The sequence below is a fragment of the Pseudomonas sp. F007 genome, from assembly GCF_057814275.1.
Genome location: NZ_JBVATA010000001.1, coordinates 59790 through 74943, shown reverse-complemented (window position 1 = coordinate 74943; position 15154 = coordinate 59790). Strand labels below are relative to the sequence as shown.

General features: G+C 60.9%; 15 protein-coding genes. 9 read left to right on the top strand and 6 right to left on the bottom strand.

Annotated features, from left to right (window positions below; genetic code table 11):
* Positions 1–61 precede the first annotated feature (61 nt).
* The 3 genes from ACZYR5_RS00395 (at position 62) to ACZYR5_RS00385 (ending at position 1947) form a co-directional block, all read left to right on the top strand.
* Positions 62–289: a DUF1127 domain-containing protein gene (locus ACZYR5_RS00395; protein ID WP_489088394.1), complete on the top strand. Its 228-nt coding sequence runs from the start codon at positions 62–64 to the stop codon at positions 287–289.
* 155 nt (positions 290–444) lie between these two features.
* Positions 445–663 carry a DUF1127 domain-containing protein gene (locus ACZYR5_RS00390; RefSeq protein WP_489088395.1) on the top strand — a complete coding sequence of 73 codons (219 nt, stop codon included), beginning with the start codon at positions 445–447 and terminating at the stop codon, positions 661–663.
* 66 nt (positions 664–729) lie between these two features.
* Positions 730–1947, top strand: coding sequence for a winged helix-turn-helix domain-containing protein (locus tag ACZYR5_RS00385; RefSeq protein WP_489088396.1), 1218 nt, complete (start codon positions 730–732; stop codon positions 1945–1947).
* A gap of 6 nt (positions 1948–1953) precedes the next feature.
* Here the strand turns inward: ACZYR5_RS00385 and ACZYR5_RS00380 are convergent, their stop codons facing one another.
* On the bottom strand, positions 1954–3300 hold the full coding sequence (locus ACZYR5_RS00380; RefSeq protein ID WP_489088397.1) for a class II 3-deoxy-7-phosphoheptulonate synthase: 1347 nt from the start codon (positions 3298–3300) through the stop codon (positions 1954–1956).
* Positions 3301–3433: 133 nt separating this feature from the next.
* Here ACZYR5_RS00380 and ACZYR5_RS00375 point away from each other — a divergent pair, with 133 nt between their 5' ends.
* Positions 3434–4189 carry a spermidine synthase gene (locus ACZYR5_RS00375; protein WP_489088398.1) on the top strand — a complete coding sequence of 252 codons (756 nt, stop codon included), beginning with the start codon at positions 3434–3436 and terminating at the stop codon, positions 4187–4189.
* Here ACZYR5_RS00375 and ACZYR5_RS00370 read toward each other — a convergent pair.
* Positions 4186–4977, bottom strand: a complete 792-nt coding sequence (locus ACZYR5_RS00370; RefSeq protein ID WP_489088399.1) for a crotonase/enoyl-CoA hydratase family protein — start codon at positions 4975–4977, stop codon at positions 4186–4188. The genes ACZYR5_RS00375 and ACZYR5_RS00370 overlap by 4 nt on opposite strands.
* Before the next feature lie 422 nt (positions 4978–5399).
* On the opposite strand from ACZYR5_RS00370, the gene ACZYR5_RS00365 reads away from it, so the two are divergent.
* Positions 5400–7073 carry a DEAD/DEAH box helicase gene (locus tag ACZYR5_RS00365; RefSeq protein ID WP_489088400.1) on the top strand — a complete coding sequence of 558 codons (1674 nt, stop codon included), beginning with the start codon at positions 5400–5402 and terminating at the stop codon, positions 7071–7073.
* Between the two features lie 84 nt (positions 7074–7157).
* On the opposite strand, the gene ACZYR5_RS00360 is transcribed toward ACZYR5_RS00365, so the two are convergent.
* Positions 7158–7925, bottom strand: coding sequence for a DODA-type extradiol aromatic ring-opening family dioxygenase (locus ACZYR5_RS00360; protein ID WP_489088401.1), 768 nt, complete (start codon positions 7923–7925; stop codon positions 7158–7160).
* Between the two features lie 103 nt (positions 7926–8028).
* On the opposite strand from ACZYR5_RS00360, the gene ACZYR5_RS00355 reads away from it, so the two are divergent.
* A complete protein-coding gene (locus tag ACZYR5_RS00355; protein WP_489088402.1) occupies positions 8029–8688 on the top strand; it encodes a thiopurine S-methyltransferase in 660 nt (219 codons plus the stop codon).
* A 56-nt stretch (positions 8689–8744) separates the two neighbouring features.
* Here ACZYR5_RS00355 and htpX read toward each other — a convergent pair whose 3' ends face one another.
* Both htpX and ACZYR5_RS00345 read right to left on the bottom strand, forming a co-directional pair.
* Entirely contained in the window at positions 8745–9632 is an 888-nt protein-coding gene (htpX, locus tag ACZYR5_RS00350; RefSeq protein WP_027620170.1) for a protease HtpX, read from the bottom strand.
* 306 nt (positions 9633–9938) lie between these two features.
* Positions 9939–11150: a pyridoxal phosphate-dependent aminotransferase gene (locus tag ACZYR5_RS00345; protein WP_489088403.1), complete on the bottom strand. Its 1212-nt coding sequence runs from the start codon at positions 11148–11150 to the stop codon at positions 9939–9941.
* A gap of 224 nt (positions 11151–11374) precedes the next feature.
* Between ACZYR5_RS00345 and msrB the strand changes: the two genes are divergently transcribed.
* The 3 genes from msrB (at position 11375) to ACZYR5_RS00330 (ending at position 12843) form a co-directional block, all read left to right on the top strand.
* Positions 11375–11770, top strand: a complete 396-nt coding sequence (msrB, locus tag ACZYR5_RS00340; RefSeq protein ID WP_489088404.1) for a peptide-methionine (R)-S-oxide reductase MsrB — start codon at positions 11375–11377, stop codon at positions 11768–11770.
* Positions 11771–11899: 129 nt separating this feature from the next.
* Positions 11900–12385 carry a glutathione peroxidase gene (locus ACZYR5_RS00335; protein ID WP_489088405.1) on the top strand — a complete coding sequence of 162 codons (486 nt, stop codon included), beginning with the start codon at positions 11900–11902 and terminating at the stop codon, positions 12383–12385.
* Positions 12382–12843: a MarR family winged helix-turn-helix transcriptional regulator gene (locus ACZYR5_RS00330; protein WP_489088406.1), complete on the top strand. Its 462-nt coding sequence runs from the start codon at positions 12382–12384 to the stop codon at positions 12841–12843. Before ACZYR5_RS00335 ends, ACZYR5_RS00330 begins: the two co-directional genes overlap by 4 nt.
* On the opposite strand, the gene ACZYR5_RS00325 is transcribed toward ACZYR5_RS00330, so the two are convergent.
* Positions 12827–15148, bottom strand: a complete 2322-nt coding sequence (locus tag ACZYR5_RS00325; protein WP_489088407.1) for a hybrid sensor histidine kinase/response regulator — start codon at positions 15146–15148, stop codon at positions 12827–12829. The two genes, ACZYR5_RS00330 and ACZYR5_RS00325, sit on opposite strands and share 17 nt — an antisense overlap.
* Positions 15149–15154: the final 6 nt, after the last annotated feature.

Genomic DNA, 15154 nt, shown 5'->3' with positions numbered 1-15154 from the left:
TCGTTGGATTGATCTTAAGCTCGGAGCGAAACTTGAGCCATCGACAACGGAGGGCAAGACGATGAAAGGTCAAAAAACTTACGTGCAAATGGATGCCGGTTCCCATCATGGCTTCTCGGCGCACCTGATGCTGGAAAAACTCGGGCGCTGGTATCAATTGCACCGCGAGCGCACGTTGCTGGCCAGCTTGAGCGACGAGGCCCTCAAGGACATCGGCTTGAGCCGGGCGGATGTCGAGCAGGAGTCCGAACGACACTTCTGGGAAGACCCTATGGGACTGGGTAAATAACCTTGTTGAAATCTTCGGTCACGGCTTCGGTGCAGGCTTTCAGAGGCTCTGCGCTGGGGCTTGTGCCGTTGAGGAAACAGGCGGTCATGGTTATCCGCTAGGCCGGTTTCGCCCCTCGGTCAAGACTGCGCGCTCATTTTTCGAGGAGTCGCGTCATGGAACGACAACGTACATCAGCCCCGTTCAAGTCCCGTGCCGCCCGTCCAGGCCTGCGAAGTGCGGTGGCGCAATTGCGGCGCTGGCGGCAGCTGAGTCGGGACCGTGCCGAGTTGGCGCGTTTGACTCATGAGCAGTTGCGCGATATCGGCCTGAGCCGGGTGGACGTCCTCAGGGAGATCGCTCGGCCGTTTTGGGACGACCCGCTCAAGCGCTGATCCATACGCTTGGCTGCAGCCCCGCTGGCCACTAAGGTAAGGGAAGCCTTTCTCAAGAGTTGCGCAATGACCACCTCCCTTGCTTTCTCTCTCAATCAGGCCCGGCGCCTGGCGCTGAGTGCCCAGGGCTTCTCCGGGCGCCAGCCGGTCGCACCGGTGAAGGCGACACAGGTCAATCGACTGATCGAGCGCCTGGGCGTGCTGCAGATCGACTCGGTGAATGCCTTGGTCCGCTCGCACTATCTGCCGCTGTTCTCCCGCCTGGGCAACTACGCCCCTGAACTGCTTGACCAGGCAGCCTGGAGCCAAGGCCGTAAGCGCACGTTGTTCGAGTACTGGGGACATGAAGCCTCATTGCTGCCATTGTCGATGTATCCGCTGATGCGCTGGCGCATGCAGCGTGCTTCGCAGGGTGAAGGCATCTACCAGCAGCTCGCGCGTTTCGGGCGTGAGCAGCAGGACACTATTCGCCGGGTGTTGGCCTCGGTTGAAGAGCGGGGCGCGTTGGGTGCGGGCAGCCTGTCGACGCGCCAGGAGCGGGCCGGCCCCTGGTGGGACTGGAGCGCGGAAAAACATGCCTTGGAATGGTTGTTTGCTGCCGGCGAAGTCACTGTGGCGGGGCGTCGTGGTTTCGAGCGGCTGTACGACCTGCCGGAACGAGTGATTCCCGCGTCGATTCGCCAGCAGCCTTTGCTCGGCGAGGCCGAGGCGCAGCGCGCACTGGTGCTGCACGCCGCGGCTGCATTGGGTGTCGGTACTGAAAAGGATTTGCGCGATTATTTTCGCCTGGGTGTGCTGGAGTGCCGGCAGGCCCTGGCCGTGCTGGTAGAGGAGGGGACGCTGCAGCGCTGCGCAGTGCAGGGTTGGAAGCAGCCAGGTTTCTGTTTGATGGGCGTCACAGTGCCGCGCAAGGTCGGCGCCAGTGCCTTGCTGTCGCCTTTCGACTCTTTGATCTGGGAGCGCAGCCGCACCGAGCGCCTGTTCGATTTTCGCTATCGCCTGGAAATCTATACGCCGGCGGACAAGCGCCAGTACGGTTATTACGTGTTGCCGTTTTTGCACCATGAGCGCATTGCCGCACGGGTCGATTTGCGGGCGGAGCGAGCGTTGAGTCGCCTGGCCGTGCATGCGGTGCACGAAGAAGTGCCGGGGCTGGACGAGGAGGGTATGCAGGCGCTGGCCCTGAGTCTGCGACGACTGGCCGACTGGCAGGGGTTGGCGACCATTCAGCTCAATTGCCCCCGCGCCAGTGCGGCGCGGTTGCGAGTGGCGTTGGCGAGCTGAGGCAACCTAGCGGCGAACCTGCTTCAAGGTCTCGGCGATCAGGAATGCCAGTTCCAGCGACTGATCGGCATTCATCCGTGGATCACAGTGGGTGTGGTAGCGATCCGACAAGCCGTCTTCGGTAATCGGACGAGCGCCGCCGATGCATTCGGTGACGTTCTGCCCGGTCATCTCGATATGAATCCCGCCAGCGTAAGTCCCTTCGGCCTGGTGCACCTGGAAGAACTGCTTCACCTCGCCGAGGATCTGCGCAAAGTCGCGGGTCTTGTAGCCGCTGCTGGCCTTGATGGTATTGCCGTGCATCGGGTCGGAGCTCCAGAGCACTTTCTTGCCCTCGCGCTCGACGGCGCGAATCAGCTGCGGCAGGTGATCGCCGACCTTGTTGGCGCCCATGCGGGCAATCAGGTTCAGGCGACCTGGGTCGTTGTCCGGGTTGAGCACGTCGATCAGGCGGATCAACTCGTCGGTGTTCATCGTCGGGCCGACCTTGACCCCGATCGGGTTGTTCACTCCGCGCAGGAACTCGACGTGTGCGCCGTCCAGTTGACGGGTGCGATCGCCGATCCACAGCATGTGGGCCGAACAGTCGTAATAGTCATTGGTCAGGCTGTCTCGGCGGACAAACGCCTGCTCGTAATTCAGCAACAAGGCTTCGTGGGCAGTGAAGAAGCTGGTCTCGCGCAGTTGCGGCGAGGAGTCCATGCCGCAGGCGCGCATGAACGCCAGGGTTTCATCGATGCGATCGGCCAGGTGGCTGTATTTTTCCGCCAGTGCCGAATTGGCGATGAAGTCCAGGTTCCATTTATGGACCTGATGCAGGTCGGCAAAGCCGCCCTGGGCGAAGGCGCGTAGCAGGTTCAGGGTCGCAGTCGATTGATGATAGGACTGCAACAGACGCTCTGGGTCTGGTACCCGGCTTTTTTCGTCGAAGCCGATGCCGTTGACGATGTCGCCGCGGTAGGCCGGCAGGGTTACGCCGTCGATGGTCTCATCGTTCGCCGAGCGCGGTTTGGCGAACTGCCCGGCCATGCGTCCGACCTTGACCACCGGGCATCCGGCGGCGAAGGTCATGACGATCGCCATTTGCAGCAGCACCTTGAAGGTGTCACGAATCTTCGCCGCCGAGAACTCGGCAAAGCTCTCGGCGCAATCACCGCCTTGCAACAGAAACGCCCGGCCCTGGGTGACTTCGGCAAACTGGCGGCGCAATTCCCGGGCTTCACCGGCAAACACCAGGGGCGGATAGCTGGCCAGACTCTGTTCGACGGCCTGCAAATGGGCGGCGTCCGGGTAATGGGGTTGTTGCTGGATCGGCAGCGCACGCCAGCTTTCAGGGCTCCAGGGTTGGCTCATCACGGTCTCTAGGGTTCGGGCACGGGGACCTCATGTTATCAGCAAATTAGTGCGTGACCTGTTCCCGACGCTTGGCGGACAATCGCGCCTTTGCCGCAATCGCGGATCAGCCGGGAAAGGGCCAGGAGAGGAAATGACTGAGGAGCGCGTCGAGCATCTGCTCGCCGAAGTGCACGATGAGTTCGGCATGATTCGCGTGCTGGAAGTGGCGGATTATCGCTTCCTTGAATTTGGTGACGCCATCGAGCAGAGCTGCGTGTTCACCGCTGATCCGAGCTGGCTCGAGTACGACTACACGCGCGCCATGCTGATCGGCGCGCTGTGCCATGAACAGCCGGAAAGCGCTCTGTTCCTTGGTCTGGGGGCTGGGACGCTGACCCAGGCCTGCCTCAAGTTCCTGCCGCTGGAAGATGTCGAGGCCATCGAGTTGCGCCCCGATGTACCGCGCCTGGCTATCGAGTACCTGGGGCTGGACGATGACCCACGGCTGTTCATCCGCATCGGTGATGCGTTGGAACTGCTGGAAACGGCAGAGCCGGCCGATCTGATTTTCGTCGACTTGTACACCGACGTCGGGCCGGGGGCCGGTCATTTGGCCTGGAACTTCCTGGCAAACTGCCAGAAGCGCCTGAATCCCGATGGTTGGCTGGTGATCAATCAGTGGGCCACCGATGACGGAAAACCCTTGGGCGCGGCACTGCTACGTGGGCTCTATCACCGACATTACTGGGAGTTGCCGGTGAAAGAAGGCAACGTGATCCTGCTGGTGCCGGCGGACCTCGATCAAGGGTTGGACCTGGCCGGGCTCAGCGCCCGGGCCGACGCCCTCGCGCCGCGCCTGGGCTATTCGTTGCAGCCACTGATCAAGGCCATTCGCCCAGCGACCTAATACCCCTTGAATACCCCACTGCGTTTCTCGATCAGCGAGCGCAGGCCTTCTTTGGCGTCCTCGCTGTCGAGCAGTTTTTTGGCTAACAGCGGCAAAGCCAGGGCGGCTGCCTCCTCGCCTTCGAGATGGGCCTGGCGCGCCGACTGCAAGGTGGCCTGAACGCCCAGGGGGGCCTGGCGGGCGATGCGTTCGGCCAGCTCAAGGGCGCGTGGCAGCAAGTCCTCACTGGCCATCACTTCCTGCACCAGGCCCATGTGCAAGGCATCGTGGGCATCGAACTCGTCGCCGGTCAGCAGCCAGCGCATGGCATTGCCCCATCCGGACAGCCGATGCAGGCGCAGCGTCGCGCCGCCGAAGGGGAAAATCCCGCGCTGGACTTCCATCTGGGCAAAGCGGGTGTTGCTGGCGCACAGGTTGATGTCGGCGGCGAGCATCAGTTCGATACCGATGGTCAGGCAGTAGCCTTGAGCCGCGACAATCACCGGTTTGCTGACCCGCGGGCCGGCGAACACACCCCAGGGATCGCAACCCCCCGGCGGTACCTGCCAACCCTGGGCCAGGGCCGCGCTGGCACTGGCCAGGTCGAGGCCGGCGGTAAAGTGCTCGCCGTGGGCAAACACCACCGCGACGCGGGCCTCGCTGTCCGCTTCGAATTCGCCATAGGCCAGGCTCAGGGCATTGAGCAGTTCGATATCGAAGGCGTTGCGCTTGGCGACGCGGTCGAGTCCGATCAACCAGACATGACCGCGCCGTTCCCGGCTGACACGACTGCAATCCGGTTGATTCATGCTGGCAATCCTCGGGCGGGTAGGGGCGTTTCGGAGCAACGGCGCCAGTCTATAAGATGAACCGTTTAAGCTTGATGACCAGCAGGACCGGGCCTTTGAAAAATAGACCCTTGTTCGATTATCCGCAAAGCCAGGGAGACTCCTGCGTAAGCAGGCGTTTTCCAATAAATAAAGCTCCCTTTTTTGGCGGATTCCGGTATAGTACGCGCCGGCCTTTAGCCGGGCCACGTTTAGGTAGCGCAATTCCCCGAAGTCAGCTTCGGCTGCACGTCCGCCAGCGGACTCTTCCTTGACGATTCTTTTTCATTCATTCGTTTTCGCAAATCCCCGCCGACAAAGCTGCCAGGGCGACTCTTGAGTCTCAACACGGCATGCGCAGCTTTGGAGCATGGGTCTTTGCGGATGCACTTAGAGGCAGACCCATGACCCAGGAAATCGGCGGCTTCGCCGCTCTTGAACTTCACCCTAGTATTGTCGCTGCAGTAGTCGCTACCGGCTATGAAGAGCCTTCGGCCATTCAGCAGCAGTCGATCCCGATCATCCTCGCCGGTCACGATATGATTGGTCAGGCGCAAACCGGTACCGGTAAAACCGCTGCCTTTGCCCTGCCTATCCTGCACCGCATTGATCCGTCCAAGCGCGAGCCGCAAGCTCTGATCCTGGCCCCAACTCGTGAGTTGGCGCTACAAGTTGCAACCGCTTTCGAAACCTACGCCAAGCAAATGCCGGGCGTAACCGTTGTGGCTGTCTACGGCGGCGCGCCGATGGGCCCACAACTGAAAGCAATCCGTAATGGCGCACAGATTGTTGTCGCCACTCCGGGCCGTCTGTGCGACCACCTGCGTCGCGACGAAAAAGTACTGGCGACCGTGAACCACCTGGTTCTCGACGAAGCCGACGAAATGCTCAAACTGGGCTTCATGGACGACCTGGAAGTCATCTTCAAGGCCATGCCGGAAAGCCGTCAGACCGTTCTGTTCTCGGCCACCTTGCCGCAATCGATTCGTGCCATCGCCGAGCGCCACCTGCGCGATCCGAAGCACGTGAAGATCCAGAGCAAGACCCAGACCGTGACCGCGATCGAACAGGCTCACCTGTTGGTTCACGCTGACCAGAAGACCTCGGCTGTATTGAGCCTGCTGGAAGTGGAAGACTTCGACGCGCTGATCATGTTCGTGCGGACCAAGCAAGCCACCCTGGACCTGGCCAGTGCCCTGGAAGCCAAAGGCTACAAAGCCGCTGCGCTGAACGGTGACATCGCCCAGAACCAGCGTGAGCGCGTGATCGACTCCCTCAAGGATGGCCGTCTGGACATCGTTGTGGCGACCGACGTTGCTGCTCGTGGCCTGGACGTTCCGCGCATCACTCACGTGTTCAACGTCGACATGCCGTACGATCCGGAGTCCTACGTTCACCGTATCGGCCGTACCGGCCGTGCCGGTCGCGAAGGCCGTGCCCTGCTGCTGGTGACTCCGCGTGAGCGCCGCATGCTGCAAGTGATCGAGCGTGTAACCGGGCAGAAGGTTGCTGAAGTTCGCCTGCCGGACGCCCAGGCTGTTCTGGATGCGCGCATCAAGAAGCTGACCAACAGCCTGTCGCCGCTGGTCGCTGACGCCGAATCGACTCACGGTGATCTGCTCGATCGCCTGACCGCCGACATCGGTTGCAGCCCGCGTGCCCTGGCCGCAGCCCTGCTGCGCAAGGCCACCAACGGTCAAGCGCTGAACCTGGCCGCGATCGAGAAAGAGCGTCCATTGGTGCCGAACAGCGCGCCGCGTGGCGATCGTCCAGAGCGTTCCGGTGATCGTCCTGAGCGTGGTGACCGCGAGCGTCGCGCACCGATGCCGCTGGGTGAAGGCCGTGCTCGTTGCCGTACCGCGCTGGGTGCGCGTGACGGTATCGCTGCCAAGAACCTGCTGGGCGCCATCCTCAACGAAGGCGGCCTGGCCCGCGAAGCTATCGGTCGTATCCAGGTACGTGACAGCTTCTCCCTGGTTGAGCTGCCGGAAGACGGTCTGGAGAAACTCCTGACCAAGCTGAAGGACACTCGCGTTGCCGGTAAGCAGCTGAAACTGCGTCGCTATCGCGAAGATTGATCCGCTCTCGGGCTGATTGATCGAAGATAAAAAAATCCCCGACTGGTTCGGGGATTTTTTTTGCCGCAAGAAAAGCCCAGGCGATCAGCCGAAGCGATAGATGTCCATGCCCAGGGCGCCCAGGGTGAACCCTTGGTGGGCAATGCTGAAAGCGCCACCCGCGCCACGGGCAAAGTACAGCGGTAGCAGGTGCTCGTCGCTGGGGTGGCTGCGCACGGCATTGGGTGCTTGCCGGCGGTAGTCGTGCAGCGCGGTTTCATCGTTGGCCGTCAGCTTGTCGATCATCCAGTCACGGAAGGCCAGGGCCCAGGGCTCCACGCTCTCGGGACCGGCGTGCCAGTCGAGTTCGCGCAGGTTATGGGTAATGCTGCCGGATCCGATCAGCAGCACGCCCTGTTCCCGCAGGTTGGCCAAGGAGTGGCCGATGCGTGTCTGCAATTCGGGGCCGGCCTGGCTCGGCAGCGACACCTGCACCACGGAAATGTTGGCGCGTGGGTACATCAGTGACAAAGGCACCCAGACGCCGTGATCGAATGGCCGACGCTCATCCAGTGTCGCCGGAAGACCGTCTGCAGCCAGTAGTTTGGCCACTTCGGCCGCCAGTTGCGGTGCGCCCGGTGCGGGGTATTGCACCGCGAACAGGGCGGCGGGAAAGCCACCAAAGTCGTGCCAGGTTTCCGGCTGCTCGCCACTGCTGACCCGCAGGTCGCGGCTTTCCCAGTGGGCGGAGACGATCACGATGGCTTTGGGTGTTGGCAATTCACTGGCGAGGCGGGCGAGCGCCGGTCCACTGGCACCGGGCTCCAGGGCCAGCATGGGGGAACCGTGTGAGATAAACAGGCTGGGTAACATGGATAGGGTCCTGAGCGTTAAGATGGAACCATCTTCAGTCAGATCATTGATCTAAATCTAATATAAGTTTTAGGGCATATTGATCGAATTTTCAGGGTGATGCATGCAGCCGGAATTTTGGCAGAAGCGCTGGGCGGATAATCAGATCGGCTTTCACCAGGCGCAGATCAATCCTTATCTGCAGCGGTACTGGTCACAATTGAATTTCGCCGATGACGCACAGGTGCTGGTGCCTCTGTGTGGCAAGAGTCTGGATATGCTGTGGCTGGCAGGGCAGGGCCAGCGGGTCTTGGGCGTGGAGTTGTCGCGCAAGGCGGTAGAGGACTTTTTTGTCGAGCATGACCTGATGCCAAGTGTGGTTGAACATAGGGCTTTTACGGTGTTCGAGGCAGGCCATATCAGCCTGTGGTGTGGCGACTTTTTCGCCCTCGATGCAGCCGATGTGGCCGAGAGTGTTGGCCTCTTTGACCGTGCAGCCCTGATCGCCTTGCCGCCGACGATGCGCGAGCAGTATGCCGCGCACCTGCTGAGAATCCTTCCGGCAGCCACTCGTGGCCTGTTGATCACTTTGGAGTATCCACAGGCGCAGTTGGACGGGCCGCCTTTCGCGGTGCTCGACCAGGAGGTCCTGGGCTTGCTGGGCGGGCGCTGGCAGCTGGAAACCCTGGAGGTGGCCGATATTCTCGGCGAGAGCCCGAAGTTTCTCAAGGCGGGCGTCAGCGGTCTCGTAGAGCGGGTTTACCGTTTGGATCCCAAGGGCTGAATCTCGCGGGCAGAAAAAAGGGCGACCGAAGTCGCCCTTTTTGTCTCTCGCCTGGATCAGCCGCGGCGACGCAGTGCGTCGATACGCTCTTCCAGTGGCGGGTGGCTCATGAACATACGAGCGAAGCCTTGCTTGAGACCACCGTTGATGCCGAAGGCATTCAGGGTGTCCGGCATGTGCACCGGCAAGCCTTGTTCCGAACGCAGGCGCTGCAGGGCACCGATCATTGCGCTGGTACCGGCCAGGCGGGCACCGGCTTCGTCGGCACGGAATTCACGTTTACGCGAGAACCACATGACGATTGCGCTGGCGAGGAAGCCCAGCACCAGTTCAGCGAAGATGGTCGCGATGTAGTAGGCAATGCCCTGGCCTTCTTCGTTCTTGAAGATCACCTTGTCGACAAAGTTGCCGATGATCCGCGCAAAGAACATCACGAAGGTGTTCACCACACCCTGGACCAGTGCCAGGGTGACCATGTCGCCGTTGGCGACGTGGCCGATTTCATGGGCCAGTACGGCTTTCACTTCATCGGGCGAGAAACGCTCGAGCAAGCCCTGGCTGACCGCCACCAGTGCATCGTTCTTGTTCCAGCCGGTGGCAAAGGCATTGGCCTCGTAAGCCGGGAAAATACCGACCTCGGGCATCTTGATGCCGGCCTCGCGGGACAATTGCTCAACGGTCTGCAGCAACCATTGTTCATGGCGAGTGCGTGGCTGGCTGATGATTTGCGTGCTGGTGCTCATCTTCGCCATCCACTTGGAGATGAACAGCGAGAACAGCGAACCGGCAAAACCAAAGACCGCACAGAAAATCAGCAGCTGATTGAGGTTGAGATCAACCCCGTTGGCCGCCATGAACCCGTTGAAGCCGAAAAGGCTCAGGGTGATGCTGGCAATCAGCACGACCGCCAGGTTAGTGGCCAAAAACAGCAGGATGCGCATCATGGTTGTAGAAATCTCCTCATGCTAAAGATGTAGCGTACTGCGGGGTATATAAGGTGATGCACCGGGCTATTCAACCGGGTGACTATTTCAAACTGTGTCCTACAGCCAGATTCTAGATGGTCGCAGGACATTTCTCGCGTCTTCTGCAGCACTATCCGCCAGGACTTTTCCCACGCAGGGCTCGCAATCATGGGTTTTCGACCATGTGAGCGACGACGCAAGCGTAGTGGATAGTCGAGAGGCAGGGATATGTTGCTGAATCAATCGCCGGGGTGGTGATCAGGTACGCCCCCGGCGATGCCGCGATTACTGGCGATAGGATTTGAGGAAGTTGCCGATGCGGCCGATGGCCATGTCCAGGTCGTCCACGCGCGGCAAGGTCACGACACGGAAGTGGTCCGGCCATGGCCAGTTGAACGCGGTGCCCTGGACCACCAGCAGCTTTTCCGAGAGCAGCAGGTCGAGGACGAATTTCTCGTCGTTGTGGATCGGGCAGACTTTCGGGTCGATCCGTGGGAAGGCGTACAGCGCGCCCATGGGTTTGACGCAACTGACCCCCGGAATGTCGTTGAGCAGTTCCCAGGTGCGGTTGCGTTGTTCCAGCAGACGGCCCTGGGGCAGTACCAGGTCATTGATGCTCTGGTAGCCACCCAGGGCGGTCTGGATGGCATGCTGGCTCGGCACGTTGGCGCACAGGCGCATGTTGGCCAGCATGTCGATGCCTTCGATGTAGCTCTGGGCGTGATGCTTGGGGCCGGAAATGGCGATCCAGCCGGAGCGGAAGCCCGCTACGCGGTAGGACTTGGACAGGCCGTTGAAGGTCAGGCACAGCAGGTCCGGCGCCAGCGAGGCGGTGCAGATGTGCACGGCATCGTCGTAGAGGATCTTGTCGTAGATCTCGTCGGAAAACACCACCAGGTTGTGCTGACGCGCCAGTTCCAACATGCCCAGCAAGACTTCGCGCGAGTACACCGCGCCGGTCGGGTTGTTCGGGTTGATGATCACCAGGGCTTTGGTGTTCGGCGTGATCTTGGCCTTGATGTCGGCCAGGTCCGGGAACCAGTCGGCGCCTTCGTCGCACAGGTAGTGCACGGCGTTACCGCCGGCCAGGCTCACGGCGGCGGTCCACAGTGGGTAGTCAGGGGCCGGCACTAGAACTTCGTCGCCATTGTTCAGCAGGGCTTGCAGCGACATCACGATCAGTTCGGAAACGCCATTGCCCAGGTAGATGTCTTCGATGCCGACGCCTTCGACCTGCTTCTGCTGGTAGTACTGCATGACGGCCTTGCGCGCGCTGAACAGGCCTTTGGAGTCGCTGTAGCCCTGGGCGGTCGGCAAATTGCGGATGACGTCCTGAAGGATTTCATCCGGCGCTTCGAAACCAAAGGGTGCCGGGTTGCCGATGTTCAGCTTGAGGATGCGATGGCCTTCCTCCTCCAGGCGTTTGGCGTGCTTGAGCACCGGGCCGCGAATGTCATAACAGACGTTGGCGAGCTTGTTCGATTTGCTGACCTGCATGGCGATGTGTTCCCGAAAATGAACGATCCAGACGTTGTGCGCACTACCGTACTGGGAATCCTGCGCTCTCACGCGGACCCGGCGCCTCGCAACACGGCAGCAAAATCCGTTTGAATGCGTGTAGCACGGCTGCCAGACTGGCGTTTGACGAGGCGCAATCATACGTGCCGCCCGATCTGTGGAAAAGGTTCAGATCGGGCTTTTTCAGTTGCCGAGGTAGGACTATGGAAAAGTTGGAAAAAACCCTGGAAGAATGGCGCGCGATGCTCGATCCGGAGCAGTACAACGTGTGTCGCCTCAAAGGCACCGAGCGACCGTTCTCGGGCAAGTACAACGCGACCAAAACCGATGGCGTCTATCACTGCATCTGCTGCAACGCGCCGTTGTTCGATTCGCAGGCTAAATTCGACTCCGGTTGCGGTTGGCCGAGTTTTTATCAGCCGATTGGCGAGAGCGCCATGGTCGAAATCCGTGATACCAGCCACGGCATGATCCGCACCGAAGTGGTCTGCGCGAAATGTGATGCGCACCTGGGGCACGTGTTTCCCGACGGTCCGCCTCCGACCGGTTTGCGCTATTGCATCAACTCGGTGTGCCTGGACCTGGTGCCGCGGGACTGACGGAGGCGCCGGCCGTCCAGGTGGGTGGCCGGCCACGTACGCGAGGTGTTTCACGATAAATTAAATTGCACGCAATCAAATTGCTCGCTATGTTTGGCTCTACCTTATTATTCCGCGGAGCCTGTCCCCATGGCCGATAACCTGTTGAGCATTCCCTGCACCACCATCAAGGGCGAGCAGAAAACCCTGGCGGATTTCGCCGGCAAGGCGCTGCTCGTGGTCAATACGGCCAGCAAATGCGGGTTCACCCCGCAGTACAAGGGGCTTGAAGAGTTGTGGCAGACCTACAAGGACCAGGGGCTGGTAGTGCTGGGGTTTCCGTGCAATCAGTTCGGTAAGCAGGAACCGGGCAACGAAGGCGCCATCTCCGAGTTCTGCGAGCTGAATTTTGGCGTGAGTTTTCCGCTGTTCAAGAAGATCGAGGTCAACGGCAGCGATGCTCATCCGCTGTTCGTCCAGCTGAAAAAGCGCGCGCCGGGGGTGCTGGGATCCCAAGGCATCAAATGGAATTTCACCAAGTTCCTGATTGGCCAGGAGGGCACATTGGTCAAGCGATTCGCCCCGGCCACCAAGCCGCAGGACCTGACCCGCGAGATCGAAGCGCTGCTCAAATGAATGACCTGTCTTCCGACGCGCTGGCTCTGGATAGCCAACTCTGTTTCAAGCTGTATGCAGCGTCCCGGGCGGTGATTCGTGGCTACAAGCCGATGCTCGACCAGTTGGGCCTGACCTACCCGCAGTATCTGGTGATGTTGGTGTTGTGGGAATGGCAGCAGCAGATGCCGGATCAACCGACGGTCAAGGCCCTTGGCGAGCGCCTGGCGCTGGATTCCGGAACGCTGACGCCGTTGCTCAAGCGTCTGCAACAGATGCAGCTGGTCGAGCGTCAACGTTCACCCCGCGATGAGCGTGAAGTGCACTTGAGCCTGACATCGGCGGGTCTTTCGTTGCGCGAGCAGGTGGCGCCGCTCAAGGCGCGGTTGCTCTGTGACAGCGGCGTTGATCTGCAGCAATTGAGTCAGTTGCGTGTGGGGCTGGATCAGTTGCTGGGGCAGATCAAGGCACTTTCCTGAGCGGCACCCAGAGGTCGAGCATGGCGGCCAGTTCTTCGCGGCGAAAGGGCTTGGCGAGGTAGTCGTTCATGCCCGCGGCCCGGCAGCGCTCGCGCTCTTCGGGCATGGCATTGGCCGTCAGGGCAACAATCGGCAGATCCGGCCAGCGTCCGCTGCGGCGAATATGCCGACTGGCTTCATAACCATCCATCACCGGCATGTTGCAGTCCATCAGCACCAGGTCAAAACGGTTCAGCTCCAGTTGATCGAGCGCTTCGGCACCGTGTGCCACCACCATCACGTCGGCGCCCAATTTGCCCAGCATGCCCTTGGCTACGAGCTGATTGACCGGGTTGTCTTCGACCAGCAGGATTCGCCCTCGTTGTTGCGTTGGATTGATCTGTTGCAAGGACTGAGGGTCCTCGGCCTGATCGGCATTCAGTGCGCGGCGTAGCGTCTGGTACAGCGCATTGCGGGCCAGGGGGCGAGCCTGTTGTTGCAGGGGCGCCAGGGCGATGCTTTCTTCGCTTGGCATGAAGTTGCCATAGGCCGTCACCAGCAGGATCGGTGCGTCTATTCTCGGTCGCAGGCCGAACAGGCATTGTGCGCAATCGGTGATCAGTACGTCAGGGTCGAGACCGCTCAATGCAGCGTCGAGAGGGTATTGCTGGTAGTCCAGGCCCCAGCCGGGCAACAGGCTGTCGAGCAGTTCGGCGAGGCCGCTATTGGCCGAGGTAATCGCGACGATCTTGCCTTGCAGGGGGCCGGGCGCCAGTGCCGGAGCGTGGGTGGGCAAGGGCAGGTCGGCGCAAAACTGGCTGCCGAACCCGGGTTCCGAACTGATACTCAGGCGCCCTTGCATGGCGTTGCACAGGTTGAAGGTCAGGGCCAGGCCCAGTCCGGTTCCACCAAATTGCCGGGTGATGCCGGCGCCTGCCTGGGTAAACGGCTGGAAGATCCTCACCTGGGCTTCTTGTGCGATGCCGATCCCGGTATCGCACACCTCAATCCTGATGCCTTCAGCCAGTTGACTCAGGCGTACATCCACTCGCCCGAAGCGGGTGAATTTGAGGGCATTGGACAACAGGTTGCTGACGATCTGCCGTACCCGGGTCGGATCGCCGACCACCTGGGAGGGAAACTGCGGCTCGATCAGGCAGGTCAGCTCGACATTGGGGGCCGCATTCTGCGAGAGCAGGTTGGCGGTGTCCTCCACCAGTGAGCCGAGGTCGAAGGGGATGTGTTCGAGCTCGAGTTGGCCGGCATCGAATTTCGACAGATCGAGAATGTCGTTGAGCAGTTCCACCAACACTTTGCCGGAGTCGTGGGCAATCGACAGTTGCTGGCGCTGCTCTGCATTCAGCGGGCTGTCGAGGGAGAGGGCGATCATGCCCAGCAGGCCATTGAGCGGGGTGCGGATCTCGTGGCTCATGTTGGCGAGGAACACCGAACGCGCCTGCGCCATGTCCAATGCCGTCTGCCGCGCGATCTCCAGTTCCTCGTTGGACGTCGTCAGCCGACGGTTGATCGCTTTCAATTCGGCGGTCCGCGAGGAGACGATGGTCTCCAGTTGGCCCAGGTAGTCGGTCAGACGGTTCTCCGCCGCGCGGCGTTGCTGGATCTCCGTGGTCATGTTGGCGAACTGCTGGTTTGCGACTTTGACCAGCACGCCGATTTCGTCGTTCTGATGCTGCTTTGGGCACTCCAGTGGCGGTTGCTGGGCGATGCGCGGGTCGCGCCCGCTCAGTTCGCGAATGACCCGAACCAGGGGCTTGGTCAGCATCACGTAGAACAAGGCCAGGAGGATGCCGCTCAAGATCAGGCTGCGGGCAAAGCCGTTGAGCAAGGTGACTTCGGCACGACGCAGGAAACGGCTGCCGAATGCGTAGGTGTCCACCTCAAGTTGCAGCGTGCCGAGGGATTCGTCAGGCAAGTGTTCGAGAAACAGGCGTTCCTTGAACTGGCGGTTAGCGCCAAACAGGTAGTCGCTGACCACTCGGTAGGGACTTTGCGCCGGTGCGCGCTTCACGTTGGCCAGGACGGTGTGGTTGTTATCGGTCAATTGCGCGCCGATCACCGCCGGCGAGCGCAGCAGGCCGAGTGTCAGCTCCTGGGCCAGTTCCGCATCGATGTTGTAGGCGATCCGTGACGCGGGGCTGTGGCTGATTTCCATCAGCGACAAGATTTCCCGGTTGATGGAAGCGTCTTCGCTGGCATAATCGATGCCTATTTGCACCAGGCTGAGCACCATACCCAGAACGAAACCGACCAGCACGGTGAGTTTGGCCTGCTTGTAAGACAGCCGGTTGGTGAATTTGATATCCATCGGGTG

Bases quoted from the DNA above. Each gene is read 5' to 3' on its own strand.
- ACZYR5_RS00395 (WP_489088394.1), top strand. From the start codon at position 62: ATGAAAGGTCAAAAAACTTACGTGCAAATGGATGCCGGTTCCCATCAT.
- ACZYR5_RS00390 (WP_489088395.1), top strand. From the start codon at position 445: ATGGAACGACAACGTACATCAGCCCCGTTCAAGTCCCGTGCCGCCCGT.
- ACZYR5_RS00385 (WP_489088396.1), top strand. From the start codon at position 730: ATGACCACCTCCCTTGCTTTCTCTCTCAATCAGGCCCGGCGCCTGGCG.
- ACZYR5_RS00380 (WP_489088397.1), bottom strand. From the start codon at position 3,300: ATGAGCCAACCCTGGAGCCCTGAAAGCTGGCGTGCGCTGCCGATCCAG.
- ACZYR5_RS00375 (WP_489088398.1), top strand. From the start codon at position 3,434: ATGACTGAGGAGCGCGTCGAGCATCTGCTCGCCGAAGTGCACGATGAG.
- ACZYR5_RS00370 (WP_489088399.1), bottom strand. From the start codon at position 4,977: ATGAATCAACCGGATTGCAGTCGTGTCAGCCGGGAACGGCGCGGTCAT.
- ACZYR5_RS00365 (WP_489088400.1), top strand. From the start codon at position 5,400: ATGACCCAGGAAATCGGCGGCTTCGCCGCTCTTGAACTTCACCCTAGT.
- ACZYR5_RS00360 (WP_489088401.1), bottom strand. From the start codon at position 7,925: ATGTTACCCAGCCTGTTTATCTCACACGGTTCCCCCATGCTGGCCCTG.
- ACZYR5_RS00355 (WP_489088402.1), top strand. From the start codon at position 8,029: ATGCAGCCGGAATTTTGGCAGAAGCGCTGGGCGGATAATCAGATCGGC.
- htpX (WP_027620170.1), bottom strand. From the start codon at position 9,632: ATGATGCGCATCCTGCTGTTTTTGGCCACTAACCTGGCGGTCGTGCTG.
- ACZYR5_RS00345 (WP_489088403.1), bottom strand. From the start codon at position 11,150: ATGCAGGTCAGCAAATCGAACAAGCTCGCCAACGTCTGTTATGACATT.
- msrB (WP_489088404.1), top strand. From the start codon at position 11,375: ATGGAAAAGTTGGAAAAAACCCTGGAAGAATGGCGCGCGATGCTCGAT.
- ACZYR5_RS00335 (WP_489088405.1), top strand. From the start codon at position 11,900: ATGGCCGATAACCTGTTGAGCATTCCCTGCACCACCATCAAGGGCGAG.
- ACZYR5_RS00330 (WP_489088406.1), top strand. From the start codon at position 12,382: ATGAATGACCTGTCTTCCGACGCGCTGGCTCTGGATAGCCAACTCTGT.
- ACZYR5_RS00325 (WP_489088407.1), bottom strand. From the start codon at position 15,148: ATGGATATCAAATTCACCAACCGGCTGTCTTACAAGCAGGCCAAACTC.